This window comes from Alicycliphilus denitrificans, from assembly GCF_044792555.1.
GTDB classification, from domain to species: Bacteria; Pseudomonadota; Gammaproteobacteria; order Burkholderiales; family Burkholderiaceae_C; genus Alicycliphilus; species Alicycliphilus denitrificans_A.
Genome location: NZ_CP126238.1, coordinates 1,587,712 through 1,614,329 on the forward strand (window position 1 = coordinate 1,587,712; position 26,618 = coordinate 1,614,329).

24 protein-coding genes are annotated in these 26,618 nt (G+C 68.4%); 18 read left to right on the forward strand and 6 right to left on the reverse strand.

The window, feature by feature from the left end; genetic code table 11:
• Positions 1-158 precede the first annotated feature (158 nt).
• Together earP and P7644_RS07575 are read right to left on the reverse strand one after the other, a co-directional pair.
• Positions 159-1,253 carry an elongation factor P maturation arginine rhamnosyltransferase EarP gene (gene earP, locus P7644_RS07570; RefSeq protein ID WP_404302563.1) on the reverse strand — a complete coding sequence of 365 codons (1,095 nt, stop codon included), beginning with the start codon at positions 1,251-1,253 and terminating at the stop codon, positions 159-161.
• On the reverse strand, positions 1,250-2,152 hold the full coding sequence (locus P7644_RS07575; RefSeq protein ID WP_404302565.1) for a LysR family transcriptional regulator: 903 nt from the start codon (positions 2,150-2,152) through the stop codon (positions 1,250-1,252). Before P7644_RS07575 ends, earP begins: the two co-directional genes overlap by 4 nt.
• A 124-nt stretch (positions 2,153-2,276) precedes the next feature.
• On the opposite strand from P7644_RS07575, the gene P7644_RS07580 reads away from it, so the two are divergent.
• Genes P7644_RS07580 through P7644_RS07595 form a run of 4 tightly spaced genes read left to right on the forward strand, consistent with a single transcriptional unit; the run spans position 2,277 to position 6,523 of the window.
• A complete protein-coding gene (locus P7644_RS07580) occupies positions 2,277-3,488 on the forward strand; it encodes a CaiB/BaiF CoA transferase family protein (protein ID WP_404302566.1) in 1,212 nt (403 codons plus the stop codon).
• Positions 3,485-4,459, forward strand: coding sequence for a hydroxymethylglutaryl-CoA lyase (locus tag P7644_RS07585; RefSeq protein WP_404302568.1), 975 nt, complete (start codon positions 3,485-3,487; stop codon positions 4,457-4,459). Before P7644_RS07580 ends, P7644_RS07585 begins: the two co-directional genes overlap by 4 nt.
• Positions 4,460-4,491: 32 nt before the next feature.
• Positions 4,492-5,493 carry a Bug family tripartite tricarboxylate transporter substrate binding protein gene (locus P7644_RS07590; protein WP_404302569.1) on the forward strand — a complete coding sequence of 334 codons (1,002 nt, stop codon included), beginning with the start codon at positions 4,492-4,494 and terminating at the stop codon, positions 5,491-5,493.
• 58 nt (positions 5,494-5,551) lie between these two features.
• A complete protein-coding gene (locus tag P7644_RS07595; RefSeq protein WP_404303154.1) occupies positions 5,552-6,523 on the forward strand; it encodes a Bug family tripartite tricarboxylate transporter substrate binding protein in 972 nt (323 codons plus the stop codon).
• A 15-nt stretch (positions 6,524-6,538) separates the two neighbouring features.
• Here P7644_RS07595 and P7644_RS07600 read toward each other — a convergent pair whose 3' ends face one another.
• Positions 6,539-7,465: a LysR substrate-binding domain-containing protein gene (locus P7644_RS07600; protein ID WP_404302570.1), complete on the reverse strand. Its 927-nt coding sequence runs from the start codon at positions 7,463-7,465 to the stop codon at positions 6,539-6,541.
• 91 nt (positions 7,466-7,556) lie between these two features.
• Between P7644_RS07600 and P7644_RS07605 the strand changes: the two genes are divergently transcribed.
• The 7 genes from P7644_RS07605 to hutH all read left to right on the forward strand — a co-directional run bounded on the left by P7644_RS07605 (position 7,557) and on the right by hutH (position 15,202).
• Positions 7,557-8,789 carry a CaiB/BaiF CoA transferase family protein gene (locus tag P7644_RS07605; protein ID WP_404302571.1) on the forward strand — a complete coding sequence of 411 codons (1,233 nt, stop codon included), beginning with the start codon at positions 7,557-7,559 and terminating at the stop codon, positions 8,787-8,789.
• A gap of 18 nt (positions 8,790-8,807) precedes the next feature.
• Positions 8,808-9,959, forward strand: coding sequence for an acyl-CoA dehydrogenase family protein (locus tag P7644_RS07610; protein WP_404302572.1), 1,152 nt, complete (start codon positions 8,808-8,810; stop codon positions 9,957-9,959).
• Between the two features lie 210 nt (positions 9,960-10,169).
• The gene (locus P7644_RS07615) at positions 10,170-11,135 is read left to right on the forward strand and encodes an ABC transporter substrate-binding protein (RefSeq protein ID WP_404302573.1); all 966 of its coding nucleotides are present in this window, start codon (positions 10,170-10,172) and stop codon (positions 11,133-11,135) included.
• 25 nt (positions 11,136-11,160) lie between these two features.
• Entirely contained in the window at positions 11,161-12,000 is an 840-nt protein-coding gene (locus P7644_RS07620; RefSeq protein ID WP_404302574.1) for an ABC transporter permease, read from the forward strand.
• Positions 12,000-12,782 (forward strand): ABC transporter ATP-binding protein, encoded by a 783-nt coding sequence (locus P7644_RS07625; RefSeq protein ID WP_404302576.1) that lies wholly within the window; start codon positions 12,000-12,002, stop codon positions 12,780-12,782. The genes P7644_RS07620 and P7644_RS07625 overlap by 1 nt, the downstream gene beginning before the upstream one ends.
• 17 nt (positions 12,783-12,799) lie before the next feature.
• Entirely contained in the window at positions 12,800-13,582 is a 783-nt protein-coding gene (gene hutC / locus P7644_RS07630) for a histidine utilization repressor (RefSeq protein WP_404302578.1), read from the forward strand.
• 63 nt (positions 13,583-13,645) lie between these two features.
• Positions 13,646-15,202, forward strand: coding sequence for a histidine ammonia-lyase (hutH, locus tag P7644_RS07635; protein ID WP_404302580.1), 1,557 nt, complete (start codon positions 13,646-13,648; stop codon positions 15,200-15,202).
• Between the two features lie 7 nt (positions 15,203-15,209).
• Here hutH and hutC (P7644_RS07640) read toward each other — a convergent pair whose 3' ends face one another.
• A complete protein-coding gene (hutC, locus tag P7644_RS07640) occupies positions 15,210-15,938 on the reverse strand; it encodes a histidine utilization repressor (RefSeq protein ID WP_404302582.1) in 729 nt (242 codons plus the stop codon).
• 145 nt (positions 15,939-16,083) lie between these two features.
• On the opposite strand from hutC (P7644_RS07640), the gene P7644_RS07645 reads away from it, so the two are divergent.
• The 7 genes from P7644_RS07645 (at position 16,084) to hutG (P7644_RS07675) (ending at position 23,884) form a co-directional block, all read left to right on the forward strand.
• Positions 16,084-17,538: a purine-cytosine permease family protein gene (locus tag P7644_RS07645; RefSeq protein WP_404302583.1), complete on the forward strand. Its 1,455-nt coding sequence runs from the start codon at positions 16,084-16,086 to the stop codon at positions 17,536-17,538.
• Between the two features lie 69 nt (positions 17,539-17,607).
• Positions 17,608-19,323 (forward strand): urocanate hydratase, encoded by a 1,716-nt coding sequence (gene hutU, locus P7644_RS07650; protein WP_404302584.1) that lies wholly within the window; start codon positions 17,608-17,610, stop codon positions 19,321-19,323.
• Between the two features lie 13 nt (positions 19,324-19,336).
• A complete protein-coding gene (hutG, locus tag P7644_RS07655; RefSeq protein WP_404302586.1) occupies positions 19,337-20,263 on the forward strand; it encodes a formimidoylglutamase in 927 nt (308 codons plus the stop codon).
• Positions 20,264-20,319: 56 nt separating this feature from the next.
• Positions 20,320-21,069 (forward strand): IclR family transcriptional regulator, encoded by a 750-nt coding sequence (locus P7644_RS07660; protein ID WP_404302588.1) that lies wholly within the window; start codon positions 20,320-20,322, stop codon positions 21,067-21,069.
• Between the two features lie 25 nt (positions 21,070-21,094).
• On the forward strand, positions 21,095-21,673 hold the full coding sequence (locus P7644_RS07665) for a HutD family protein (RefSeq protein WP_404302589.1): 579 nt from the start codon (positions 21,095-21,097) through the stop codon (positions 21,671-21,673).
• 65 nt (positions 21,674-21,738) lie between these two features.
• The gene (gene hutI / locus P7644_RS07670; protein ID WP_404302591.1) at positions 21,739-22,992 is read left to right on the forward strand and encodes an imidazolonepropionase; all 1,254 of its coding nucleotides are present in this window, start codon (positions 21,739-21,741) and stop codon (positions 22,990-22,992) included.
• Between the two features lie 76 nt (positions 22,993-23,068).
• A complete protein-coding gene (gene hutG / locus P7644_RS07675) occupies positions 23,069-23,884 on the forward strand; it encodes an N-formylglutamate deformylase (protein ID WP_404302593.1) in 816 nt (271 codons plus the stop codon).
• Between the two features lie 18 nt (positions 23,885-23,902).
• Here the strand turns inward: hutG (P7644_RS07675) and P7644_RS07680 are convergent, their stop codons facing one another.
• Entirely contained in the window at positions 23,903-25,171 is a 1,269-nt protein-coding gene (locus tag P7644_RS07680) for a Zn-dependent hydrolase (RefSeq protein WP_404302594.1), read from the reverse strand.
• 10 nt (positions 25,172-25,181) lie between these two features.
• Positions 25,182-26,564, reverse strand: a complete 1,383-nt coding sequence (locus P7644_RS07685; RefSeq protein ID WP_404302595.1) for a dihydroorotase family protein — start codon at positions 26,562-26,564, stop codon at positions 25,182-25,184.
• Positions 26,565-26,618: the final 54 nt, after the last annotated feature.

Genomic DNA, 26,618 nt, shown 5'->3' on the forward strand with positions numbered 1-26,618 from the left:
AAGGTAAGGTTAGCCGCTCCACAAGTCGGGGCGGGTGGGCTGGGCCCGCAGTGTTGAGTGACTAGGGCCGCCTTCCACCCCGGCGCATGTTCCGCGGCGGGGGCGCCGGCTGGGCACGCGAACGTCCTGCCTTTGGTAATGGCGCAAAGCCTGCAATTCTAGCTTTTCTCGGTCACAAACCCTAGTAGTAAGGTCAATAAATCCGCTTGTGCCAGCAGACGCGTGCGCGCAGCCATGACGCAGGCATGCCATTCGGCCAGCGTGGCGGCATCGAGCTGCGGCAGCGCCGGCGCAGTCTCCAGCCCGTTCCACAGCGCGTGGAAGCGCCGCAGCGAGGCGGGCGCCTGCAGCCAGTCCAGGAAGGCCAGCAGCTTGGCGTGGTGCGCGGCGTCGTGCTGCGGGTAGATCTGCCAGACGAAGGGCTGGCCGGCCCAGAGTGCGCGCACCAGCGAATCCTCGCCCCGCACCAGGTTCAGGTCGCAGGCCCACAGCATTTCGTCGAATGCTGGCTGCGGACAGGGCTCAAGATATGAAACTAATAGCTGCTTGCGCTTGTTCCATAAGGGTTTGAGGCTGATTTCATGCAAAACAGCAGCCGTGGCGCGGCCCGGCGTAACCAGCAGCCGCGCATCGCTGCGTGTGTGCAGTTGCTCCAGCAGCAGGGGCAGGGCGGGCGGCTCGTAGCAAAACAGCGAGACCGCCAGATCGCGCGGTGCGATGCCGCGGCCGGTGCGCCAGGCCTGGCGGTCAAAAGCCGCCTGGCGCGTGGCCAGGTCGCGCTCGCGCAGCAGGCCGCCCGTGCGCGGCGTGAAGCCGGGGTAGAAGAACCAGCGCGTCAGGCCCGCGCCGGGGCCACTCATCAGGGGCGAGGGCAGGCGGTGGCAGCGCTCCACATAGCCCTCGGCCGACAGGTATTCGAGGTTGATCCATAAGGGTTTTTTGCCATCAGCGCTTGTGTGGCGAGCGATAGCAGCTATGAAGTCAGGAGCAATCTCGCAGCCGAAGGCCTCCACCACCACGTCGCCCGGCCCATCCGGCGGTGCTTGGGCTGGCCAGGGCAGCACCTGTACGCCCGCGGCGCCCTGCGGTGCCATCCAGGCCAGGGCGCTGGCGTCATCGATCCACAGGCGCACGGCGTGGCCGCGCGCGCCGAGCTCGGCCGCCAGGCGCCAGCACACGCCGATGTCGCCGTAGTTGTCTATGACCTGGCAGAAGAGGTCCCAGCGCAACGGCGCTTGCACTGCGGCGCTCATGCGGTGGCCTCCACGGGTTGGGCGCGCAGGTGCTCCACCAGCAGCTGGGCCACGCCCGAGAGCGGCTCCTGCGCGCGCACGCACAGCGACAGGCGCCGGCGCGCCCAGGGCTCGGCCAGGGTAATGGCGCGGATCGCCAGCGTGCCGCGCAGGTTCTGCGCGCTGCCGCGCGGCAGCACGGCCACGCCCAGGCCGGCCGAGACCATCAGGCACAGCGCGTCGTAGCTCGTGACCTGCATGCGCAGCTTGAGGGGCATCTCCAGCTCGGCCGCCACGCGCGTGAGCAGGTGGTTGATGGCGCTGCCCGGGTGCATGCCGACGAAGTCGCAGGGCAGGGCGTCCGCCAACTGCACGCTGCGCCTTCGTGCCAGCGCATGGCCCGTGGGCACGATGAGCACCAGCTCGTCCTCGCGGTAGGGCAGCAGGGTCACGCGCTCGCCATAGCTGCCGTGGTTCAGTATCCCCAGGTCGGCTGCGTTCTCGGCCACGGACTGGGCGACGGCGCTGCTGATCTGCTCCTGCAGGCGCACATCGACCTGCGGGTGCGCGGCCATGAAGCGCTGCAGTTCGCCCGGCAGGAATTGCGTAATGGCTGAAATATTGGCCACCACGCGTACATGGCCGCGCACGCCGGCACGGTAGTCGCGCATCTGCGTAGCGATGCCGTCCAGGTCGTTGAGCACGCCGCGTGCCAGGTGCAGCAGCGCGTAGGCCGCGGCCGTGGGCTCGCTGCCGCGGTTGCTGCGCGTGAACAGCTCCACGCGCAGCATGTCCTCCAGCTCGGCCAGGCGGCGGCTGGCGGCGGACGGGGCAATGTGTTCGCGCGCGGCGGCGCGGGCGATGGCGCCGTCCTCCATCACGGCGACGAACAGGCGCAGGGAGAGCGGGTCCAGCTTCATGGGCAGCGATGGTACTGCGCCCACGCCCGGCCATGCCGCTTTGCGATGGCAGCCTCGCGCCAAAGCTCTTTGCCTGAGGGCCGGGCCGGCGCATGATGCGCGGCGGATTTTCAGGAGACAAGGCATGCAAGACACAGCCACCCCCACTCCCGCGGCGCTCGCAGGCGTGCGCGTGATCGAGATGGGCCAGCTCATCGCCGGGCCGTTCTGCGGCAAGACGCTGGGCGAGTTCGGCGCCGACGTGGTGAAGATCGAGGCCGTGGGCGCGGGCGACCCGCTGCGCAACTGGCGCCTCATCAAGGAAGGCACCTCCGTCTGGTGGCAGGTGCAGTCGCGCAACAAGAGGTCGGTGGCGCTGGACCTGCGCCAGGCCGAGGCGCAGGACATCGCGCGCCGGCTGATCGCCGAGGCCGATGTGCTGATCGAGAACTTCCGTCCCGGCACGCTGGAGGGCTGGGGCATGTCCCCCGAGCAGTTGCACGCCCTCAACCCCGGCCTGGTGATCCTGCGCATCTCGGGCTACGGTCAGACCGGGCCCTATCGCGACCTGCCGGGCTTCGGCGTGATCGGCGAGGCCATGGGCGGCCTGCGCCACCTGACGGCCGAGCCGGGCCGCGTGCCGGTGCGCGTGGGCGTGTCCATTGGCGACACGCTGGCCGCGCTGCACGGCGCCATCGGTGTGATGATGGCGCTGTACCACCGCAAGGTGCATGGCGGCGCGGGCCAGGTGATCGACGTGGCGCTGCACGAGGCGGTGTTCAACTGCATGGAAAGCCTGATCCCCGAATACAGCGCCTTCGGCGCCGTGCGCGAGGCCGCGGGCAGCGCGCTGCCGGGCATCGCCCCGTCCAACGCCTACCCCTGCCAGGACGGCTGGGCGCTGGTGGCCGGCAATGGCGACAGCATCTTCAAGCGCCTGATGGCCACGATCGGCCGCCAGGACCTGGGCGATGACCCGCAGCTGGCCGACAACGCCGGCCGTGTGGCGCGCGTGGCCGAGATCGATGCCGCCATTGGCGCCTGGACCGCCGTGCGCACCGTGGCGCAGGTCATGGAGCTGCTGGCCGCCGCACGCGTGCCCGCGGGCAAGGTCTACACCGCCAAGGACATTTTTGATGACCCGCACTACCAGGCGCGCGGGATGCTGCTGACTCAGCAGACGCGCGACGGCTATGAACTGCAGGTGCCGGGCATCGTGCCCAAGCTCTCGGCCACGCCGGGCACCATCCGCAGCAGCGCGCCGCGCCTGGGTGACGACACCGATGCCGTGCTGGCCGAGGCCGGGCTGACGGCCGAGCAGATCGCGCTGCTGCGCAGCAAGGGAGTGATCCAATGACGACGAGCGTGTGGAGCGGCGCCTGGCACCGCATCGAGATCTGCGACGTGGGCCTGCGCGATGGCCTGCAGATGGAGGCGCAGTTCGTTCCGACCGAAGACAAGATCGCGCTCGTCAACGCGCTCTCTGCCGCGGGCCTGGCGAAGATCGAGGTGACCTCATTCACCTCGCCCACGGCGATCCCCGCGCTGCGCGACGCCGAGGTGGTGATGCGCGAGATAGCGCGCCGCCCCGGCGTGACCTACACCGCGCTGGTGCCCAACGCGCGCGGCGCGGAGCGCGCCATCGAGTCGCGCACCGACGAGCTGAACCTGGTCATGTCGGTCAGCGAGACGCACAACCTGGCCAACCTGCGCATGACGCGCGCGCAGTCGTTCGCGGCACTGGCACAGGTGATCGCCATGGCGCAGGCCGCGCAGGTGCCGGTGAACGTGTCGCTGTCGTGCGTGTTCGGCTGCCCCATGGAGGGCGACGTGGCCCGGGACGCCGTATGGGACCATGTGCAGCGCTTCGCCGATCTGGGCGTGCAGGGCATCACGCTGTGCGACACCACGGGCATGGCTTTTCCCACGCAGGTGGCGCAGCTGGTGGCCGCGGCGCGCGCGCGCTGGCCGGGCCTGGCCTTCACGCTGCACTTTCACAACACGCGCGGCATGGGCCTGGCCAACGTGTTGGCGGCCATCGACGCGGGCGCGCAATGCTTCGACGCCTCGCTGGGCGGCCTGGGCGGCTGTCCCTATGCGCCGGGCGCCACGGGCAATGTGTGCACCGAAGAAGTGGTGCATGCGCTGCAGCTCATGGGCTACGACACGGGCATCGACCTGCCGGCGCTGATCGCCGCCGCGGCCCGCCTGCCCGCACTGATCGGCCACGAGGTGCCCAGTCAGATTGTGAAGGCCGGGTGCCGGCTGGACCTGCATCCGGTGCCTGCGGGCTTTGACGCGATCCGCGAGCGCGCGCTGGCGCGGTAGCAGCCATTTTCATGACGACAGGAGACCTCCCCATGCCTTTGACCTCCGCACTCCATCGCCGCCGGGCCGCGCTGGCCCTGGGGGCCGCCCTGGGCGCCATGCTGTGCGCCGCGCCCCTGGGCGCCGCCGCGCAGGACAAGTACCCCTCCAAGCCCATCACCCTCGTGGTGCCGCAGGCCGCGGGGGGCGCCAATGACGCCATCGCGCGCGTGCTGGCGCAGCGCCTGACCGAGCAGATGGGCCAGAGCGTGATCGTGGACAACCGCCCCGGTGCGGGCGGCACGCTGGCCACGGCGGCCCTGGCGCGTGCCAAGCACGATGGCTACACGCTGCTGGTCACGGCCGACAGCGCGCACGTAATCGGCCCGGCGCTCTACAAGAACCCGGGCTTCGATGCCGTCAAGGACTTCGAGCCCGTGGCGCCCATCGCCACCGCCGGTTATGTGCTGGTGGCGCATCCCTCGTTCCCGGGCAACAACGTGGCGGACCTGATCCGGCTGGCCAAGGCCAGCCCCGGCAAGTACGCCATCGCCTCGGCCGGCAACGGCACGCTCAACCACCTGATCGGCGAGCTGCTGCAAAAGGCCGCGGGCATCCAGCTGCAGCACATTCCCTACAAGGGCTCGGCGGCGGCCGCCACCGACGTGGCGGGCGGGCAGGTGCCGCTGTCGGTGCAGAGCCTGCCTTCGTCGATCGCCTTCATCAAGGCGGGCAAGCTCAAGGTGCTGGGCGTGGTGAACGAAAAGCGCGTCGCCGCGCTGCCCGACGTGCCCACCATCGGCGAGACGCTCAAGGGCTTCGGCCAGGCGCCGTGGTACGCCATGTTTGCGCCGGCCGGCACGCCCGCACCGATCGTCGAGCGGCTGCAGGCCGAAGTGGCGCGCGCGCTGGACCACAAGGACGTGGTGGACAAGCTTGCCGTCGTCGGCTGCGAGCCGTTCAAGGGCACGTCCGCCCAGCTCGGCGCACTCGTGCAGTCCGATCTGCCCAAGTGGGCGCGCGTGGTCAAGGACACCGGTGCCACCGTGGATTGACCCCCTTCTTTTCACCAACTCCCACAACTCTCACAAGGAGACATAACCCATGTTGACAATGCGCATTACCCGCAAACAATTCGGCGCGCTGGCGCTGTCCACGCTGGCGCTGTCCACGGCCTGGGCGCAGGGCGGCTACCCGAACAAGACCGTGACCTTCATCGTGCCCGCCGCTGCCGGCGGCACCACCGACATCTCGGCCCGCATGGCCGCGCAGGCGCTGGCCCCGGTGCTGGGCCAGTCGGTGGTGGTGGACAACAAGGGTGGCGGCAACGGTGCCATCGCGGCCAACATCGTCAAGCGCGCCGAGCACGATGGCTACACGCTGCTCATGCAGTACTCGGGCTACCATGTGATCTCGCCGCACCTCACCAAGGCGCCGCAGTGGGAGCAGAAGGACTTCCAGCCCATCGCCAACGTGATCTCGGCGCCGCAGATCATCGTGGTGCGCGAGGGCCTGCCGGTGAAGAGCCTGGCGGAGCTGGTGGCCTACGCCAAGGCCAACCCCGGCAAGCTGAATTACGCCTCGTCGGGCAACGGCTCGCTGCAGCATGTGACCGGCGCCATGCTGGAGCAGCAGGGCGGCATCAAGATGGTGCACGTGCCCTACAAGGGCACGGGCCCGGCGCTGCAGGACCTGCTGGGCGGCCAGGTGGACCTGACCTTCGGCACCGCGCCGCCGTTCATGCCCCATATCGCTGCCGGCAAGCTGCGCGTGCTGGCCGTCACTGGCAAGGAGCGCCTGGCCAGCCTGCCCGACGTGCCCACCACCGCCGAGGCCGGCTACCCCGGCGTGAACGCCACCTCGTGGTTCGCGCTGTTTGCGCCCGCGGGCGTGCCCAAGCCGGTCATCGACAAGCTGGCCGCCGACATGAAGAAGGTGGTGGAAGACCCGGCCTTCCGCAAGAAGGCCCAGGAGCAGGGCGCCGCGGCCGACTACCAGGGCCCGCAGCAGCTGGGCGAGCGCGTGAAGAGCGACTTCGCCAACTGGGCCGGCGTGATCAAGAGTTCGAAGATCGAGGCCGAATAAGGCGCCGCGCAGGCGTCAAGGCGCCTCGGGCGCCGTCATGGCGTCGCGCTGCTGCGTGAAACACTCGCGCACGACATGCGCGAACAGCGCGGCGCGCGGATTGGCTGCACCCAGGCGCTCGGGGTAGGCCATGACCACCGACTGGGCGGCCAGCGGTCCGCGCAGGCGCCGGCAGGCCAGGCGCTTGCCGTCGTAACTCCAGTCGCGCACCGGGCGCGTGGTAAGCAGGGATACGCCCAGGCCATTGGCCACGAGCGAGCGCACCATTTCTATCGAGGGTGAGGCATGGGCGATGCGTGGTGCCACGCCCGCCTGGCGGAACAGCGACAGGAAGTACTCGCGGCTGTGCGGCAGGTCGATGAGGATGAAGGGCTCCTGCGCCAGCGCGGCCAGCGGCAGGCTGGTGCGCGCTGCGAGCGCGTGGCCCGCGGGCAGCAGGGCGTAGGGCACGAAGGCCGTCACGGCCTCCAGGCGCACCGGGCGCGCCAGGCCCATGTCATAGAGCAGGGCGGCATCGAGGGCTCCACGCTCGAGCATCTGCAGCAGCGCCTCGGTGTCGGCCTCGTGCACTTCGATCTCCACCTGCGGATGGCGTTCGCGCATGCGCACCAGCATGGCGGGCAGGTGGCGTGGTGCCAGCGTGGACAGGCAGCCGACGCGCAGCAGTCCCGCTTCCTCGTCCGTGCGCGGTCCTTCGAGCGCGCGTGCGCGCTCGAGCAGCGCGTGCGCCTCCCGGTGGCGCATCTGGCCCGCGGTCGTAAGCTCCAGGCCGCGCGCATGGCGGCGCACGAACAGCGTTTCGCCCCACAGCGCCTCCAGGTCGGCAATGGCCTTGGAGATGCTGGGCTGCGACACGCTGAGCGCCTCGGCCGCGCGCGCCGCGCCGCCATGCTGGGCCGCGGCGGCGAAGTATTCGAGCTGGCGCAGGCTGATGTTTATCAAAATGATTGATTCAAATTATCAAGATTGAATATTTTATTTTGATATCGGTTTGGGCAACCATGGGCACCTTGCATACCCGAAGGAGCCCCGCATGTCCGCATCGCCCCCCACCACCAGACCGCTCGACGGCTTCCGCATCCTTGACTTCAGCCGCGTCCTCGCGGGGCCGCTGTCCACGGCGCTGCTCGCCGACCTGGGGGCCGAGGTCATCAAGGTCGAGCCTCCGGGCGGTGACGACTACCGCCATATCGGCCCCATGCGCGATGGCATCAGCAGCCTGTTCACCGCGCTCAACCGCAACAAGAAGAGCTTGGTTCTGGACCTCAAGCACCCCGAGGCCGCGGCGACCGTCGCCCAACTCGTCCAGAACGTGGATGTGGTGGTGGAGAACTTCCGCCCCGGCGTGGCCGAGCGCCTGGGTGTGGGCCCCGAGGCGCTTTGCCGTGCCAACCCACGCCTGGTGTACGTGAGCGTATCGGGCTTCGGCCAGACGGGGCCGCTGGCGCACCTGCCGGCCTACGACATCATCGTGCAGGCCATGAGCGGCCTGATGGAGGCCACGGGCGAGCCCGAGGGCCCACCCACCATGGTGGGCGAGGCCGTGTCGGACGTGATCGCCGGCCTGTTCGCGTCCTGGGCCACGCTGGCCGCGCTCCTGCAGCAGCGCCGCACCGGCCTGGGCCAGCATGTGGACGTGGCCATGTTCGACGCCACGCTGGCCTTCCTCGTCACGGGCGTGGGCCGCTACCTGTTCACGGGCGAGAGCGCGCGGCGCAGCGGCAACCGGCATTCCTTCTCGGCACCGTTCGGTGTGTATCGCGCGCGCGACGGGCATTTTGCGCTGGCCGTGCTCAACAACAAGCTGTTTGCGACGCTGGCGGCGCTGATTGGCGCGCCTGGTTTCGCGCAGGACGCGCGCTTTGCCACCGACGAGCTGCGCCGGGCGCACGAGGGCGAGCTGGCCGCCGCCATCGAGGCCTGGGCTGGCCGGCACAGCGTGGCCGAGGTGGTGGCGCAGCTGGAGGCCGCCGGCGTGCCCGGCAGCCCGTTGTGGACCATGGCGCAGGCCCTCGAATCCGAGCAGGGCCTGGCGCGCGGCCTGCTGTCAGCCGTGGACGATCCGCGCCTGCCCGGGCTGCGCGTGCCCACGCAGCCCGTGAAGTTTGGCGGCTCCGCCCCCAACCGCACCGAGCCTGCGCCCGCGCTGGGCCAGCACACCGACGAGCTTATGGCCGGGCTGCTGCAGGCGGGCGGCGAGCGGCTGGCCGCGCTGCGTGCGGCGGGGCTGTTCGGCCCCGCCATGACACACACCGTTTCCCTTTGATGTTCAGGAGCCGATGAAATGAACCAGACAAACCGCTTGGGCGTGAGCCCCGACGATCAGGCCGTGGCTGACGCCGTGGCCCGCTTCGCCACCGAGACCCTTGCGCCGCGCGCGCGGGAGATTGATGAGCACGGCCTGTCCACCACCTGCCATGTGCCGCAACTGGCCGCGCTGGGCGTGATGGGTATGAACCTGCCAGAGCCGCTGGGCGGCGCGGGCGTCACGCCTACGGCCATGCTGCTGTCGCTGGTGGAAATTTCGCGCGCCTGCGCCGCCACCTCCTCGATGATCGGTGCGCATTACCTGGGTACCGATGCGGTGCTCATCGGCGGCAGCCCCGAGCAGCACGCACGGTGGCTGCCGCGTGCGGCCAGCGGCGAGTGGCTGGCGGGCTTCGCGCTGACCGAGCCGCGCGGCGGCTCGCACCCGGCCGACCTGCGCACGCGCGCCGTGCGTGAGGGCGAGCATTACCGTATCGACGGCGTGAAACATTTCATCTCGAACGCGAAGGAGGCCAGGTTCCTCGTGGTCTTCGCCAAGACCGACTCCGACGCCGGCGCGCGTGGCGTCAGCGCCTTCGTGGTGGAAACCGATTCGCCCGGCATCAGCATCTCCTCGCCCGAGAGGCTCATGGGCATCCAGGGCGCGCACGCGTTCGAGGTGGCGTTCGACGGCGTGATGGTGCCGGCCGCGAACCGCCTGGGCGCCGAGGGCACGGGCTTCAAGACTGCGATGAAGGTGCTGGACAACAGCCGCCTGGACGTGGCGGCCACGGCTCTGGGCATTGCCGAGGCCGCGCTGGCCGATGCCACGCGCTGGATGCGCGAGCGCCAGATCGGCGGCGAGCCCATCGCGAGCAAGCAGGGCCTGCAATGGATGCTCGCCGACATGAAGCTGCGCCTGGAAGCATCCTGGGCCCTCACGCTGCAGGCGCTCGCGCTGCGCCAGGCGGGCCAGTCTTTTACGCTGCAGTCGGCCATGGCCAAGCTGCACGCCTCCGAGATGGTGGGCTTCGTGACCGACGCCGCGCTGCAGATCCACGGCGGCTACGGCTACACGCGCGAGATGCCGCTGGAGCGCTACGTGCGCGATGCGCGCATCCTGCGCATCTATGAAGGCTCGTCCGAAGTGCAGCGCAACATCATCGCGCGCATGGTGCTGGCCGACTGATCGGCCCTTGCGGTGCCCCGTTGCGGGAAGCGCCGCAGCGTGTTCCCGGGAGGTGGGAAGAAGGCCGTTTTCCTGGCGTCCGAGCAGTGCATTCCTAGTGTTTACCCTGTATAGACAGGTGCGAGGGGACCACGATCATCGCGGCAAGGAAGCAAGGCCTGCTTCCCAATCTGGGCAAGCCAAAGAACTTTTTCCTACAGGAGACGATATATGAGCCAAACGGTTGTGAAGATGGCGTCGCTAGCGGCGACGGTGGTCTGTGTAGCGGGGCTGGCCGCGCCGGCCCAGGCCCAGGAGACCAAGGTGGTGCTGGGCATGTCGGGCTGGACAGGCTTTGCGCCGCTGACGCTGGCCGACAAGGCGGGCATCTTCAAGAAGAACGGCCTGGACGTGGAGCTGAAGATGATTCCGCAGAAGGACCGCCACCTGGCCCTGGCCTCCAAGGCCATCCAGTGCGCCGCCACCACGGTGGAGACGCATGTGGCCTGGAACACCAACGGCGTGCCCATCGTGCAGATCTTCCAGATGGACAAGTCCTATGGCGCCGACGGCATCGCCGTGCGCAATGATGTCAAGGGCTTTGCCGACCTCAAGGGCAAGACCGTGGGCGTGAGCGCTCCCGGCACAGCGCCGCACTTCGGCCTGGCCTGGATGCTGTCCAAGAACGGCATGAGCCTCAAGGATGTGAAGATCGTCTCGCTCGAACCCCAGCCCGCGGCCCAGGCCTTCATCTCGGGGCAGAACGATGCGGCCATGACCTACGAGCCCTACCTGTCCACCGTGCGTGCCAACCCGCAGGCCGGCAAGATCCTGGCCACCACGCTGGACTACCCCATGGTGATGGACACCGTGGGCTGCGACCCCGCCTGGCTCAAGGCCAACCCCAAGGCCGCGCAGGCACTGGCCAACTCCTACTTCCAGGCGCTGGAGATGATCAAGGCCGACCCTGCCAAGTCCAACGACATCATGGGCGCAGCCGTCAAGCAGACGGGCGAGGCCTTTGGCAAGTCGGCTGGCTTCCTGCGCTGGCAGGACAAGGCGGCCAACCAGAAGTTCTTCGCGGGCGAACTGCAGCAGTTCATGAAGGACGCGGCAGCCATCCTGCTGGAGGCCGGCGTGATCCGCAAGCTGCCGGACAACTACGGCGCGATGTACGACGACAGCTTCATCAAGTGAGCACAGGGTGCCAAAGGAACGTGATATGAACCAGGCAATGACTGCGGCCCCGCCGCTGGCGGGGCAGGAGAGGCACGTGCGCCGCCGCGCCCTGGCGCCACTGGAGCCCGTGAGCGCCCGCATGCGCGTGGCCCTGGGCGTGGGCTTTTTCGTGCTGTTCTTCGTGGTGTGGGCCTTCTTCACGCTGGGCGGCTTCGTCTCGCCCACGTTCCTGGCCAGCCCCATCACCATGGCCAAAGAAGGCTGGCTGCTGTTTACCGAGTTCGGCTTCCTGCACGACATCGGCATGACCGTGTGGCGCGTGCTCGGCGGCTTCATCATGGCCGCCGTGGTGGCCGTGCCGCTGGGCATCGCGATGGGGGCGCACAAGGGGGTGGAGGCCTTCCTGGAGCCCTTCGTGTCGTTCTGCCGCTACCTGCCGGCCTCGGCCTTCATCCCGCTGCTGATCCTGTGGGCGGGCCTGGGCGAGCTGCAGAAGCTGCTGGTGATCTTCATCGGCTCGGTGTTCCAGATCATCCTGATGGTGGCCGTCACCGTGGGCAATGCGCGCAAGGACCTGGTGGAGGCCGCCTACACGCTGGGCGCCACGCCCACGGGCATCGTGCGCCGCGTGCTGATCCCGGGCGCCGCCCCCGACATTGCCGAGATCCTGCGCCTGGTGCTGGGCTGGGCCTGGACCTATGTCATCGTGGCCGAGCTGATCGGCTCGGCCTCGGGCATAGGCCACATGATCACCGACAGCCAGGCGCTGCTGAATACCGGGCAGATCATCTTCGGCATCATCGTCATCGGCCTGATCGGCCTGGTGTCCGACGTGTTCTTCAAGACCATCAACCGCCGCCTGTTCGCCTGGAGTGCCTTGTGATGAGCCCGCTCTTGTCCATTCAAGCCGTGTCGCGCACCTTTGTCAGCCCCAAGGGGCAGGCCACGCAGGCCCTGCTGCCCGTCGATTTCGACGTGCAGGAGAACGACTTCGTGACCATCCTCGGGCCGTCGGGCTGTGGCAAATCGACCATGCTGCGCATCGTTGCCGGGCTGGACCATCCAAGCTCGGGCCGGGTGCTGCTGGGCGGGCAGCCCGTCCTGGGGCCAGGTGCCGACCGCGGCATGGTGTTCCAGAGCTATACGCTGTTTCCCTGGCTCACGATCGAGCAGAACATCCGCTTCGGCCTGCGCGAGCGCGGCATGCCTGAAGCCGAGCAGAAGGAGCGTGCGGCCTACTTCATCGCCAAGGTGGGGCTGCGCGGCTTCGAGCAGCACTTTCCCAAGCAGCTCTCGGGCGGCATGCAGCAGCGCACGGCGATTGCCCGGGCCCTGGCCAACGACCCCAAGATCCTGCTCATGGACGAGCCCTTTGGTGCACTCGACAACCAGACCCGCGTGCTCATGCAGGAACTGCTCCTGGGCATCTGGGAGGCCGAGCGCAAGACGGTGATGTTCGTCACGCACGACATCGACGAGGCCATCTTCATGGCCAACCGCGTGGCCGTGTTCAGCGCGCGCCCGGGGCGCATCAAGAGCGAGATCGCCGTGAATCTGCCGCACCCGCGCCATTACACGATCAAGACCTCGCCCGAGTTCATGGAGCTCAAGGCGCGCCTGACCGAGGAAATCCGCGCCGAATCCATGGCCGCCGAGGCGCATTGATCCGCCGCAGAGCATCTATGCCCCCCGCTTCCTCTGCACGCACCAGCACCCGCCAGCCCGCCGCGCACGGCGAATCGCCGGGCGTGGCGCTGTACCAGCAGGTCAAGGACCATATCGCGCGCAAGATCCAGGACGGCTCGTGGAAGGCCGGCGACCGCCTGCCCTCCGAGAACGAGCTGGTGCTGCAATTCGGCATCTCGCGCATGACCGTGAACCGCGCCCTGCGCGAGCTGACGGAGCAGGGACGCATCGTGCGCGTGGCGGGCGTGGGCAGCTTCGTGGCCGAGGGCAAGCCCCAGTCCACGCTGCTGCAGATCGCCAACCTGGCGAGCGAGATCCGCGCCCGAGGCCACGACTACCGCTGCCAGGTGCTCAGCGTGGAGCGCGTGGCGGCCAGCATGGAGGTGGCGGCGGCGCTGGACCTGCGCACGGGCGAGTCGGTGTTCCATGCCCTGTGCGTGCACCTGGAGGATGGCGTGCCCGTGCAGCTGGAGGATCGCTACGTGAATCCCCGCATCGTGCCCGACTTCATCGAGCAGGACTTCGCGCAGCTGCAGCCCTCGGAATTCCTGGTGCGCAACGTGCCCTACGACCAGATGGAGCATGTGGTCGATGCCGTGCTGCCGACGCGCGAGCAGGCCCAGCTGCTGGAGATGGAGCCGACTCAGCCCTGCCTGCTGCTGATGCGCCGCACCTGGAGCCGGGGCACGCCCGTGACGCTGGTGCGCTGTCTGCACCCGGCGTCGCGCTACCGCCTGGGCTGCCGCATACGCGCCGACGGCAACCCGGTATTTGGATAGTTGCGGCTTGCGTCCGCACGGATCGTTTTTGTTGACCGTACTTGTATATACAGGATCATCGCCATGAACCTCGCCAACCCCTCCCATTCCGAAGCCCTGGTGCTATGCCCCGGCCAGGTGAGCCTGGCCGAGCTGCGCCGCCTGGCCGCGGGCGGCGTGCTCCTGCGGCTCGACCCGGCCGCGCAGGCCGCCATGCTGGCGGCGCAGGCCACGGTGCAGCGCATCGTCGATGAAGACCAGGTGGTCTATGGCATCAACACCGGCTTTGGCAAGCTGGCCAGCACCAAGATCGCCCACGACCACCTGGCCGACCTGCAGCGCAACCTGGTGCTGTCGCACAGCGTGGGCACGGGCGAGCCCCTGCCCGACCCGGTGGTGCGCATGGTGCTGGCCACCAAGGCCGTGAGCCTGGCACGTGGCCACTCGGGCGTGCGCCCGGCCCTGGTCGATGCGCTGCTGGCCCTGGCCAATGCCGATGTGCTGCCGGTGATCCCGGCCAAGGGCTCGGTGGGCGCCTCTGGCGACCTCGCGCCGCTGGCGCACCTGGCCTGCGTGCTGATCGGCGAGGGCCAGGCCAAGGTGAAGGGCCAGATCGTCTCAGGCCGCGAGGCGATGGCGGCCGTGGGGCTGGCGCCCTTCGTGCTGGGCCCCAAGGAGGGGCTGGCGCTGCTCAATGGCACGCAAGTGTCCACGGCGCTGGCGCTGGCCGGCCTGTTCCAGGCCGAGAGCGTGTTCGCGGCCGGCCTGGTGTCGGGTGCGCTGACGCTCGAGGCCATCAAGGGCTCGGTCAAGCCGTTCGACGCGCGCATCCACGAGGCGCGCGGCCAGGCGGGCCAGATCGCCGTGGCCGCCGCCGTGCGCGCGCTGCTCGAAGGCAGCGCCATCGACCCCTCGCACCCGCACTGCGGCCGCGTGCAGGACCCGTACTCCATCCGCTGCGTGCCCCAGGTCATGGGCGCCTGCCTGGACAACCTCGCGCACGCCGCGCGCGTGCTGCGCATCGAAGCCAATGCCGCGTCGGACAACCCGCTGGTGTTCACCGATACCGGTGAGGTGATCTCGGGCGGCAACTTCCACGCCGAGCCCGTGGCCTTCGCGGCCGACATCATCGCGCTGGCGCTGGCCGAGATCGGCGCCATCTCCGAGCGGCGCCTGTCGCTGCTGCTCGACCCCGGCCTGTCGGGCCTGCCGCCGTTCCTGATCCGCGAGAGCGGCCTGAACTCGGGCTTCATGATCGCCCAGGTCACGGCCGCGGCCCTGGCCGCCGAGAACCAGTGCCTGGCCCACCCCAGCAGCGTGACCAGCCTGCCTACCTCGGCGAACCAGGAGGACCATGTCTCCATGGCCACCTACGGCGCGCGGCGCCTGCTGGAGATGGCGCGCAACACGGCCGTGATCGTGGGCGTCGAGGCCATGTCGGCCGCGCAGGGCATGGAGTTCGACCGCTCGCTCAAGTCATCCCCCCTCGTGGAGGTGCAGTTCGCCGCCATTCGCCAACGCGTGGCCTTCCTCGAACAAGACCGTTACCTCGCGCCCGACATCGAGGCCATGCGCCTGTGGGCCCAGGCGGGCGACTGGCCCGAGGCACTGCGGCGCATTCTGCCCAGCTGGGTGGGTTGAATGCGGCTCAGAAACTGCCTGTGAATCGATAGCGCGATGCCGGATGCCACAGCGCCGATACCGAGGCCACCTGGCCTTGGGATCTCGTGCTGCGGCGCAGCACCAGGCAGGGTTCGCCGGCTTCCATGCGCAGCATGTCCGCCACCTCGGTGCCGGGCATGCTGGCCTCGATGGAGAACTGCACGCCCTGCAGCGGCGCTACCCGCATCAGGTAGGCGTTGGGCGTCTGGCTGCCGAATTCCTGGGTCAGGTAGTCGGGCGCAACCGCTGGATTGACATAGCGGTCCTCGACCTGGATCGGTAGGTTGTTCTCGTAGTGCACCACCACCGAATGGAACAGGGTGGTCTGGCCGGCGGGTAGCTCGAACTGCCGCGCCAGGGCGGTATCGGCGCGGCAGCGCTCCAGCTTCTGCAATTCACCGCGGTGTACGTGGCCACGCGCCGCGATCTCGTCTGCGATGTTGCGCAGCTGGACCAGGGTGGATTGGTACTTCTGCTGGGCCACAAAAGTGCCGGAGCCCTGTACGCGCGTCAGCGTCTGTTCGTCACTGAGCTCGCGCAGGGCACGGTTGACCGTCATGCGCGCCACCTCGAACTGCTTTGCCAGGGCCGCTTCGCTGGGAATGGCATCGCCTTCCTGCCATGTGCCGCTCTGGATCTGCTGCAGCACATAGTCCTTGATGCGTTGGAACGTCGGAATGGCCGCCGGGGAAGACGTACGAGTTGGAGTGCGCATAGGGTTTGTACGGATAAAAAAACCTGTATAGACAATTGACGGTGCCATGAGTAAAACACAAAATTGATCTATACAACTTAAGCGAAATTTCCATTAAGTTGTATGCACATGATAGAGGCTATTCAAGGGAACGATGGAGCATTCCATGAGTATTCAGACCACCGCGCCGGCATCCGCCGGCGCCATCGAGACAAGAACCATCGACATGGTTCCGGAGTCGGAGCGCCATGGCTCTCCCTCCAGCCAGTTCACCCTCTGGTTCGGTGCCAACCTGCAGATCACCGCGGTGGTCGATGGCGCGCTGGCGGTCATCTTCGGTGTCGAGGCCTGGACGGCCATCATCGGCCTGCTGATCGGCAACATCCTGGGCGGCGCGGTGATGGCGCTGCATTCGGCGCAGGGGCCGCGCCTGGGGCTGCCGCAGATGATTTCCAGCCGCGTGCAATTTGGTGTCAAGGGCGCGGCGCTGCCGCTGGTGCTGGTGATCATCATGTACCTGGGCTTTGCCGCCACCGGCACCGTACTGTCGGGCCAGGCGATCAACAGCATGTTCGGCATTGAGGCGCCAGCGTTCGGCATCATCGCCTTCGGCACCATGACGGCCATCGTCGCCGTGATCGGCTACAACCTGATCCACAAGCTGGGCAGGATCGCCAGCGTCGTGGGCATCGCCGGCTGGCTGTTCCTGGCCTACCAGCTCTTTCACCAGTACGACGTGGCCTCCGCGTTCGGCCAGAAGCCCTTCAGCGTGGCCACGCTGCTGCTGGCGATCTCGCTCTCGGCCGGCTGGCAGCTGACCTTCGCACCCTACGTGGCCGACTACTCACGCTATCTGCCGTCGAACACCACCGTTTCTTCGACCTTCTGGTCCACCTTCATCGGCACCGCTCTGGGTGCGCAGCTCGCCATGACCTTCGGCGTGCTGGTGGCAGCGGTGTCGGGCGCTGCATTCCTGAAGAACCAGGTCGGCTTCATGGGCGACCTGGCCGGCCCGGCGGCCGCAGTGGTGATCTACCTGGTGATCGTGATGGGCAAGCTCACGGTCAATTGCCTGAACGCCTACGGCGGCTTCATGTCGATACTGACCACCTCCAGTGCCTTCAACAACAAGAGCCGGATTTCGCCGTTTGCGCGCATGCTGTTCATCGTCGGCTTCGTGGTGGTGTCGATGCTGATCGCGCTGGCTGCCAGTGCTGACTTCCTGAACAACTTCAAGAACTTCGTGCTGCTGTTGCTGGCCGTGTTCGTGCCGTGGAGTGCCGTCAACCTGGTGGACTACTACCTGGTGTCCAAGGAGCACGTCGACATTCCGGCGCTGTACGACAGCAATGCCCGCTACGGTGCTTACAACGCGGTGGCCCTGGGCTGCTACGTGCTGGGCATCGTCGTCCAGATTCCCTTTCTGGCCCAGAAGATGTATACCGGCCCGTTCACCAAGATGCTGGGCGGGGCCGACATTTCCTGGATCGTGAGCCTGGTCGTCACGGCGCTGGTGTATTACCCGCTGGCCAAGAAAACCATGCGTGTCCCCGGCCAGATGATTTACCCAGCCGAGCCGGCCACCACGCTGCCAGCCGCTGCCGCCATGTCGGCAACCTGAATGCCGCCCCTGCCGTCCACACCGGCAGCCCCTCTTTCCCGCCCCCTTTTTTTCATGAAGGAAACGACCATGAACGCCAACGACACCATCCTCCAAGCCGCCGATCCGCGATTCGACGCCAGCCGCGTCATCCGCGCTCCCCACGGCTCCACCCTGCACTGCAAGAACTGGCTGGCCGAAGCCGCCTACCGCATGCTCCAGAACAACCTGGATCCGGACGTGGCCGAGAACCCCAAGGCCCTGGTGGTCTACGGCGGCATCGGCCGCGCGGCGCGCAACTGGGAGTGCTACGACCAGATCCTGGAATCGCTCAAGAAGCTCGAAGCCGATGAGTCGCTGCTGATCCAGTCCGGCAAGCCCGTGGGCGTGTTCAAGACGCACGAAAACGCGCCGCGCGTGCTGATCGCCAACTCCAACCTGGTGCCCAAGTGGGCCAACTGGGAGCATTTCAACGAGCTCGACCGCAAGGGCCTGTTCATGTACGGCCAGATGACCGCCGGCAGCTGGATCTACATCGGCAGCCAGGGCATCGTGCAGGGCACCTTCGAGACCTTCGTCGAGGCTGGCCGCCAGCATTACAACAACGATCTGACGGGCAAGTGGATCCTCACCGCCGGCCTGGGCGGCATGGGCGGCGCCCAGCCCCTGGCCGCCACGCTGGCCGGCGCCTGCTCGCTGAACATCGAGTGCAAGCAGTCCAGCATCGACTTCCGCCTGCGCACGCGCTATGTGGACAAGCAGGCCAAGGACATTGACGATGCGCTGGCCCTGATCAAACACCACACCGAAAGGGGCGAGGCCGTCTCCATCGCCCTGCTGGGCAATGCCGCGGAAATCCTGCCCGAGCTGGCCCGCCGCGCCAAGGCCGGCGGCATCCGGCCCGACATCGTGACCGACCAGACCTCGGCCCACGACCTGATCAACGGCTACCTGCCCGTAGGCTGGTCCGTGGAGCAGTGGAACGCCGCCGCGGCCGACCCCGGCCAGCATCCCACGCTCAGGGCTGCGGCCGCCAAGAGCTGCGCCGTGCATGTGCAGGCCATGCTCGACTTCCAGGCCATGGGCGTGCCCACGGTGGACTATGGCAACAACATCCGCCAGGTGGCCTTCGACGAGGGCGTTCAGCGCGCCTTCGACTTCCCCGGTTTCGTGCCCGCCTACATCCGGCCCATGTTCTGCGAGGGCAAGGGGCCGTTCCGCTGGGTGGCGCTGTCGGGCGACCCCGAGGACATCTACAAGACCGACGCCAAGATCAAGGAACTGTTCCCCGAGAACAAGCACACGCACCGCTGGCTGGACATGGCCAGGGAGCGCATCGCCTTCCAGGGCCTGCCCGCGCGCATCTGCTGGCTGGGCCTGGGCGAGCGCCACCTGGCGGGCCTGGCCTTCAACGAGATGGTGAAGAACGGCGAGCTCAAGGCCCCCATCGTCATCGGCCGCGACCACCTGGACACCGGCAGCGTGGCCAGCCCCAACCGCGAGACCGAGGCCATGCGCGACGGCACCGATGCCGTCTCCGACTGGCCGCTGCTCAACGCCCTGCTCAACACCGCCGGCGGCGCCACCTGGGTCAGCCTGCACCATGGCGGCGGCGTGGGCATGGGTTACAGCCAGCACTCGGGCATGGTCATCGTGGCCGACGGCACGGACGCCGCGGCCGAGCGCCTGGCGCGCGTGCTGGTCAACGACTGCGGCTCGGGCGTGATGCGCCATGCCGACGCAGGCTACGAGCTGGCCATTGCGACGGCGAAGAAGCAGGGCCTGAAACTTCCCATGATCAAGTAAACCAGGGACCACCATGACCGCACCCTTTGTCTGGCAGGGCCGCATTGACGCCGAAGAAGTGGGCGACAGCCGCCGTTGGCACCAGTGCGTGCAGCCTTTTACACCGCAGAGCCGCTCGGGCGTGGCCCTGATTGGCTTCGCCGTGGACGAGGGCGTGCGCCGCAACGGCGGCCGCCCGGGCGCCGCGCAAGGACCAGCGGCGGCGCGCAAGGCGCTGGCCAACCTGCCCATCCTGGGCGAACCGGCGCTCTGGGACGCGGGTGATGCGGTGTGCGAAGGCGGCGCGCTCGACGCGGCGCAAACCGCTCTGGCGCAGCGGGTGGCGCAGGCCCTGGCACAGGGCTGCACGCCCCTGGTGCTGGGCGGTGGGCACGAGGTGGCCTGGGGCACCTTCCAGGGGGTGGCGCGGGCGCGGTCCGGCGCGCGCATCCTCATCGTCAACCTCGACGCGCATTTCGACCTGCGCCAGGCGCGCGAGGGCAATTCGGGCACGCCGTTCCGCCAGATCCAGGAACACTGCGCCGCGCAGGGCCTGCCGTTTGACTACCGCGTGCTGGGCATCAGCCGCTATGCCAACACCCAGGCCTTGTTCGACCGTGCCGATGCCTTGCAGGTGCGCTATGTGCTGGACGACGCCTTGCAGACCGAAGCCGGCGTACACGCCGCGCTGGCCGATCTGGCACCGGACCTGCAGGCCTGCGACGCCGTGTACCTGACCCTGGATACCGACGTGCTGCCCGCCGCCGTCGCCCCCGGCGTATCGGCGCCTGCGCCGCTGGGCGTGCCGCTGTGGTGCGTGGAGGCCGTGGTGGATGCCGTGCTCGCCAGCGGCAAGCTGGTGGCGGCCGATGTGGCCGAATTCAACCCCGCCTTCGACCGCGACGGCATCACCGCCAAAGTGGTCGCCCGCTTGGCGGCGCGCATTGCCAGGGTCTGCTGAACAGGCGTATTGAAGAGGGGCCCGCATTCCCATTTTTTGACATTGGTACTGCCGCCATGAACAAGAGTGCTTCGCCCACCGCTGTGCCCACGGCCGACCGTGTGCTGCAGGTGCTGGCCGTGCTGGCGCAGCAGGGCAAGGCCTTGTCGGCCGCCGAGCTCATGGAGCACACGGGCCTGGCGCGCAGCACGCTGTACCGCCAGCTGGCGCGGCTCAAGCGCTGGGGCTTCGTGCTCGAGAGCGACGGCTATTACGCGCCCGGGCCGCTCGGCCTGCAGCTTGCGCTGGGGTTCGACCTGGCCTCGCACCTGGTGCGCCAGGCGCGCCCGGCCATGGTGGAGCTGGCGCAGCAGTCGCAGGAAAGCGTGGGCCTGGTCGTGGCCGTGAACGACCGGGCCATCTGCCTGGACATGGTGGAGAGCCAGCAGTTGCTGCGCTGCTCGTTCGAGAAGGGGCGCAGCGTGCCTCTGCGTGCGGGCGCCTCGGCCAAATGCGTGCTGGCCCACCTGCCCGAGGCCGCGCGCGCGGCCGTGCTCGACGCCCAGTGGGGCCCGGGCACGCCCGCGCGCCAGGCCGCGCAGGACGAGCTCGATGCCATTCGCCGCGCCGGTTTTGTCATGACCGCGGCCGAGGTGGACCCCGGCGTCTGGGGCTGCAGCGTGCCGCTGTTCGGCGCCTCGCGCCAGGCCGTGGGCGCCATCACGCTGATGGCGCCGATCCTGCGCGCCCAGGGGCAGGAGCAGGCGCTGATCCGCATGGCCGTCGTCGCCGCGGCGCGCATATCGCGCCAGTTGGCCATCCACTGAATCCTCTATACGCCCTGATCCGCCCATGCACTCCTTCGACCTCGCGGCCGTGCCGCCCACCCCCTGGAAGAACGGCGGCGGCCACACGCGCGAGCTGGCCTGCTGGCCGCCCGACGCGGGCATGGAGGGCTTCGAGTGGCGCGTGAGCGTGGCCACCATCGTCGCGCCCGGGCCGTTCTCGGCCTTCGCGGGCGTGGATCGCCGGATCATGCTGCTCGATGGCGACGGCGTGCACCTGCGCGCGCGGGACGACAGCCTGGACCACAGGCTGGATAGGCGCTGGCGGCCGCTGGCCTTTTCCGGCGAGGCGGCCGTGGACTGCACCCTGCTGGGCGGCGCCTGCACCGACTTCAACCTCATGCTGCGCCGGGGCCGCTGGCGCGGCGAAGTGCAGGTGGTGCGCGACGCACGCCAGCCCGGCGGCACGCCCGCGGGCCTGTGCCTGGTGCTCGCGGGCCGCTGGAGTCGGGGTGACGATCGGCTGTCTGCCGGCCAGGGCCTGTGGTGGAGCGCCGCCGAGGCCGGACCGGCGCTCGTGCCGCAGGCGGGGCAGGGCGGCGATGCGCCCGTCCTGGCCTGGGTGGAGTTGCGGCCTGTTATTTGATGAAATATGCCTTTTGCGCTTGATAGGCAAGCGCTGATAGCTATAACTAATGTAGTAATTGAGCCATGAAAAACGCTGATACCACCACCGCCCTCAGCGCCGACGGCGTCTGGGAAGACCTGCGCCTCGCACCCGGGCTGTTCCGTGGCGATAGTCCCCTGGCCGAGCATGAGGCCGCCAGCCTGGTGGTGCAGGGCGGGGTGCTGCGCTGGGTGGGCCCGTCCTCGGCGCTGCCCCTTGACTACGCAGGGCTGGCGCGCCATGCCGGCGGCGGCCTGCTGGCCACGCCCGGCCTGGTGGATTGCCACACGCACCTGGTCTATGGCGGCCAGCGTGCGGGGGAGTTCGCCATGCGCCTGGCCGGCGCCAGCTATGAAGAAATTTCCAGGGCCGGCGGCGGCATCGTCTCCAGCGTGCGCGCCACGCGTGCCGCCAGCGAGGACGAGCTGTTCGCTGCCGCGCTGCCGCGCCTCTCGGCACTGCTGGACGAGGGCGTGTGCGCCATCGAGATCAAGTCCGGCTATGGCCTGGCCCTGGAGCACGAGCGCAAGCAGCTGCGCGTGGCGCGCCGCCTGGGCCAGGCGCTGGGCGTGACGGTGCGTACCACCTTCCTCGGCGCGCACGCGCTGCCGCCCGAATATGCCGGGCGGAGTCAGGACTATGTTGATCTGGTCTGTAGCGAGATGCTGCCCCAGCTTGCCGCCGAGGGCCTGGTGGATGCCGTGGATGTGTTCTGCGAACGCATCGCCTTCTCGCTGGCGGAAACCGAGCAGGTGTTCCAGGCCGCGCAAAGGCTAGCCATCCCGGTCAAGCTGCATGCCGAGCAGCTCTCGGACATGGGCGGCGCACAGCTCGCGGCGCGCTTTCGTGCCCTGTCCTGCGACCACATCGAGCACCTGTCGCAGCAAGGCATCGACGCGATGCAGGCCGCCGGCACCGTGGCCGTGCTGCTGCCCGGCGCCTACTACACGCTGCGCGATACGCAGCTGCCGCCCATCGCGCAGCTCCGCGCAGCGGGCGTGCCCATGGCCGTGTCCACCGACCACAACCCCGGCACCTCGCCCGCATTGAGCCTGCTGCTGATGGCCAACATGGCTTGCACGCTGTTTCGCCTCACGGTGCCCGAGGCGCTCGCGGGCATCACCACGCACGCCGCGCACGCGCTGGGCCTGTCGGACACGCACGGCCTGATCGCGGCGGGGCGGCCCGCCAATTTCGTGCTGTGGAACCTGCGCGAGGCCGCCGAGCTCGCCTACTGGTTTGGCCACAACCCGGCGCGCACCATCGTGCGCCAGGGCCGCATCGTGAAGGGTGCCTGACCCGGGCCTGAGCCAGGGCCATGCGCCGCACGAGTGTGCCGCGCGTGGATACTTGCATTGCAACCCAGGGGGCACCATGCTCGACACCACCCATCCGCTTTTCAGCTTCCACCAGGGGACGGCGCCGCTGCTCATCTCCATGCCCCATGCGGGCACCTACCTGCCGCCGGCCATCGCCGCGCGCCTGACACCCGAGGCGCGCCAGGTGCCGGACACCGACTGGCACCTGCCGCGCCTGTACGACTTTGCCCAGGCGCTGGGCGCCTCCATCCTTGTGGCCACGCATTCGCGCTACGTGGTGGATCTGAATCGCCCGCCCGATGGCGCCAGCCTTTACCCCGGCCAGAGCGTGACCGGCCTGTGCCCCGTCGATAGCTTCGACGACGCACCGCTATACGCCAATCCTGCCGATGTGCCCAACGAGGCCGAGGTCGCCGCGCGCCGCGAAGCCTACTGGGCGCCTTACCACGCGCAACTGCGCGCCGAGCTGGAGCGCCTGCGCGCCGCGCATGGCGTGGCCGTGCTGTGGGACGCGCACTCCATCCGCTCGGTGCTGCCGCGCTTCTTCGAGGGCCGGCTGCCCGACCTGAACCTGGGCACGGGCCAGGGCGCGAGCTGCGCCCCGGCGCTGGCCGAGCAACTGCTCGCCAGCGCCAAGGCCGCCCAGGGTTACACGGCCGTGCTCAACGGCCGCTTCACGGGCGGCTACATCACGCGCCACTATGGCGAGCCGGCGCGCAACATCCACGCCGTGCAGCTGGAGATGACGCAGTGCAGCTACATGCAGGAGACGCTGCCCTTCGACTATCTGCCCGAGGTGGCTGCAGGCGTGCAGCCGCATTTGAAGCGCATGGTCGAGACGGCGCTGGCCTTTGCCCCGACCAGGCGGTAGGCCGTTGCGACGGAGTTGTCAGAGCCGTTCGTCGAGCACGCGAATGGTTTCATACAGCACGCGCGTGCCATCGAGCAGCTGCGACGGCTCAATCCACTCTTGCGGTGTGTGACTGCGGCCATTGAGGCAGGGGATGAAGATCATGCCGATGGGGCCGGTGGGGGCCATGTAGACGGCGTCGTGGCCTGCGCCGCTGGGCATGCGCATGTTGGCGTAGGCCAGGTTCTGGCAGGCCTGCTCAATGCCCTGCATCACCAGCTCCTGGCAATCCGTGGGCAGTGACCGGCTCAGATCGTGCATTTCGGCGCGCACGCGCAATTGCGCGAGGCCTGCCTGCGCTTCAGCGAATAATTCATCGGGGAAGGTGTCGAGCACGCTCTGGGCGTCGCTACGCACTTCCAGCATCATCTCCACCATGCCGGGCACGGCGTTCGATGCGTTGGGCGTGAGCGAGAGACGGCCCACGGTGGCCACCACGTAATGCGGCTTGCCTGCAAGTGCGCCGGCCTTGCGGTTGGCTGCGTCGATGATGCGCGCTGCACCTACCAGTGCGTCATGGCGGATGTCCATCGGCGTGGTGCCCGCATGGTCGGCCTGGCCGTGGACCGTGAAGGAGACGCGGCGGATGCCGACGATGTTGGTGACTACGCCGATCGGCAGCCCCCGTTGCTCCAGCACCGGGCCCTGCTCGATGTGCAATTCAACGAACGCTGCGGTGCTGTCCTTGCCGCGCAGCGGCTTGTCGAGTGCTTCGGGCGTGGCGCCAATGCGGCGCATACCCTCTGCGAGCGTTTCTCCTTGCGGGTTCTTCGCGGCGAGCATGCCTGCGTCGAGCTTGCCGGAGATGGCGCGGCTGCCGATGCAGGAGATGCCGTAGTCGCTCGGCTCCTCGGAGAGGAAGTCGATTACCTCAAACGGGTGTTGCAAGACAATGCCGTTTTCGTGCAGCGTGTGCGCGACCTCAATGCCCGCAAGCACGCCGATGATGCCGTCAAAGCGCCCCCCCATCATCACTGTGTCGCAGTGCGAACCGGTCACGATGGGCGCGCGCTCGGGCGCTCCGGCTGCCGCAGGAAGGCGGCCCACCAGGTTGCCGCCTTCGTCGAGATGTACCTGCATGCCCGCGGCCCTGAACTCGTCGGCCAGCCACGCGCGGGCCTTCTCGAACTCGGGTGAGAAGGCGCGGCGCGTCCATGGCACGTCGGGCAGCGTGAACGTGGACAGGGTCTCTATGCGGCGCCACAGGCGCTCGGCATTCAGGGGCGGGAGCTTGATATGTGCAGTCATGCCGGGCCTGTCAATCGTCGTAGGAAGGGGGCACGCCGCGGCTGGCGTGCGGGCGCAGGAAGTGGCCGTCGCCGGCCTTGTTCAATACCCTGCTGCCGTCGAACACCTGCTGGCCGCGGCACCAGGTGCCGGCCACGCGCACGGTGAATTCCATGCCTTCGAACGAACTCCAGTGCACGGCGGAGAGGCTGGTCGACGGATCAAAAGCATAGCGCTCGGGCTTGAGAATGACGATGTCGGCGTCCATGCCCACGTCCAGCGTGCCCTTGCGGTCGTCCAGCAGGAAGTGGCGCGCTGGGTTGCGCGAAAGCTGGCGCACCACCATCGAAGGGGCAATGCCGTGCCGCTCGCAGCCGGTCCAGAACGCGGGCAGCAGCGTCTCCAGGCCCGGTCCGCCTGAGGAATTCTTGAACACGTCGGGATTGCCCTTGCGCTCCAGGCCCCAGCTCACATGATCGGACGAGACGAAGGTGCAGGCATCGCGCGCAATATGCGTCCACAGCAGATCCACCTCGGCCTTGGGGCGGATGGGGGGATAGTGCTTGGTCTTGGCGCCGAAGCGGCGGGTGTGCTCCTCATGGTTGAGCATGAGGTACTGGATGCAGGTCTCGATGGTGGCGGCAGTGCCGTTCCTGCGGTACATGTCGCATAACTCGAAGCCGCGCGATGTCGAGACATGCACGGCGTGCGCGCGTGCGCCGGTTTCTGCGCCCAGCTCATAGATGATGCCGGTGGCCAGGTTCTCGATCAGCGGCGTGTGGGCGCGCATGAAGGCATCCCAGCCGGTGTCCCCGGCCTCCTGTAGGCGGCGGATGTTCTTGCGCGTCAAGTCCTGCATCTGGTTGTGCACGCCGCACACCAGGCCCGAGGGCGCGATCCGCTTGAAGGCCTCGAACAGGTCGTCCTCGTCCACGCGCGGAAAGCGCCCCGGAGTGGCCTCGAAGGTGGAGAACTTGAAGGCGCAGACGCCGCCTTCGATCAGGCCGGCCGCGGCCTGCAGGCCATGCTCGGCGTTGAGCGTGCCGAACAGGGCCACGTCCACATGGCAGTCGCGCTCCACCTCGGCAATCTTGGCGTCCAGCTGCGGGCGCGATGCCACCGGCTGCGGGTCGTCGTAGGGCATGTCCACCATCACTGTCACACCGCCGGCCGCGGCTGCGCGCGATGCCCAGCCCAGGCCTTCCTGGCCGGCCTGGCTGCCCGAGTGCACCTGGCCATCGACCACGCCCGGCACGATCCACTGGCCGCGCGCGTCTACCTTCTCTCGCGCTGCGGGTGCTGCGCCTTCACCGCGTGCGGCGACCTTGCCGTCGCGTACGCCCAGCCAGCCATCCTGCACGACACCGCGTGCGTCAACGATATTGCCTTGAACGACAAGGTCAAAGTCACTCATGTTTGCTCTCCGAAATCACAGGAAGTAGGAAAAGTGTAGGAGTGCAATTAACAA

Bases quoted from the DNA above. Each gene is read 5' to 3' on its own strand.
- hutH (WP_404302580.1), top strand. From the start codon at position 13,646: ATGAACCTCGCCAACCCCTCCCATTCCGAAGCCCTGGTGCTATGCCCC.
- P7644_RS07605 (WP_404302571.1), top strand. From the start codon at position 7,557: ATGTCCGCATCGCCCCCCACCACCAGACCGCTCGACGGCTTCCGCATC.
- P7644_RS07590 (WP_404302569.1), top strand. From the start codon at position 4,492: ATGCCTTTGACCTCCGCACTCCATCGCCGCCGGGCCGCGCTGGCCCTG.
- P7644_RS07680 (WP_404302594.1), bottom strand. From the start codon at position 25,171: ATGACTGCACATATCAAGCTCCCGCCCCTGAATGCCGAGCGCCTGTGG.
- P7644_RS07660 (WP_404302588.1), top strand. From the start codon at position 20,320: ATGAACAAGAGTGCTTCGCCCACCGCTGTGCCCACGGCCGACCGTGTG.
- hutC (WP_404302582.1), bottom strand. From the start codon at position 15,938: ATGCGCACTCCAACTCGTACGTCTTCCCCGGCGGCCATTCCGACGTTC.
- P7644_RS07620 (WP_404302574.1), top strand. From the start codon at position 11,161: ATGAACCAGGCAATGACTGCGGCCCCGCCGCTGGCGGGGCAGGAGAGG.
- hutG (WP_404302586.1), top strand. From the start codon at position 19,337: ATGACCGCACCCTTTGTCTGGCAGGGCCGCATTGACGCCGAAGAAGTG.
- P7644_RS07645 (WP_404302583.1), top strand. From the start codon at position 16,084: ATGAGTATTCAGACCACCGCGCCGGCATCCGCCGGCGCCATCGAGACA.
- P7644_RS07625 (WP_404302576.1), top strand. From the start codon at position 12,000: ATGAGCCCGCTCTTGTCCATTCAAGCCGTGTCGCGCACCTTTGTCAGC.
- P7644_RS07610 (WP_404302572.1), top strand. From the start codon at position 8,808: ATGAACCAGACAAACCGCTTGGGCGTGAGCCCCGACGATCAGGCCGTG.
- P7644_RS07615 (WP_404302573.1), top strand. From the start codon at position 10,170: ATGAGCCAAACGGTTGTGAAGATGGCGTCGCTAGCGGCGACGGTGGTC.
- P7644_RS07580 (WP_404302566.1), top strand. From the start codon at position 2,277: ATGCAAGACACAGCCACCCCCACTCCCGCGGCGCTCGCAGGCGTGCGC.
- hutG (WP_404302593.1), top strand. From the start codon at position 23,069: ATGCTCGACACCACCCATCCGCTTTTCAGCTTCCACCAGGGGACGGCG.
- hutI (WP_404302591.1), top strand. From the start codon at position 21,739: ATGAAAAACGCTGATACCACCACCGCCCTCAGCGCCGACGGCGTCTGG.
- P7644_RS07685 (WP_404302595.1), bottom strand. From the start codon at position 26,564: ATGAGTGACTTTGACCTTGTCGTTCAAGGCAATATCGTTGACGCACGC.
- P7644_RS07585 (WP_404302568.1), top strand. From the start codon at position 3,485: ATGACGACGAGCGTGTGGAGCGGCGCCTGGCACCGCATCGAGATCTGC.
- earP (WP_404302563.1), bottom strand. From the start codon at position 1,253: ATGAGCGCCGCAGTGCAAGCGCCGTTGCGCTGGGACCTCTTCTGCCAG.
- P7644_RS07665 (WP_404302589.1), top strand. From the start codon at position 21,095: ATGCACTCCTTCGACCTCGCGGCCGTGCCGCCCACCCCCTGGAAGAAC.
- P7644_RS07595 (WP_404303154.1), top strand. From the start codon at position 5,552: ATGCGCATTACCCGCAAACAATTCGGCGCGCTGGCGCTGTCCACGCTG.
- hutU (WP_404302584.1), top strand. From the start codon at position 17,608: ATGAACGCCAACGACACCATCCTCCAAGCCGCCGATCCGCGATTCGAC.
- hutC (WP_404302578.1), top strand. From the start codon at position 12,800: ATGCCCCCCGCTTCCTCTGCACGCACCAGCACCCGCCAGCCCGCCGCG.
- P7644_RS07575 (WP_404302565.1), bottom strand. From the start codon at position 2,152: ATGAAGCTGGACCCGCTCTCCCTGCGCCTGTTCGTCGCCGTGATGGAG.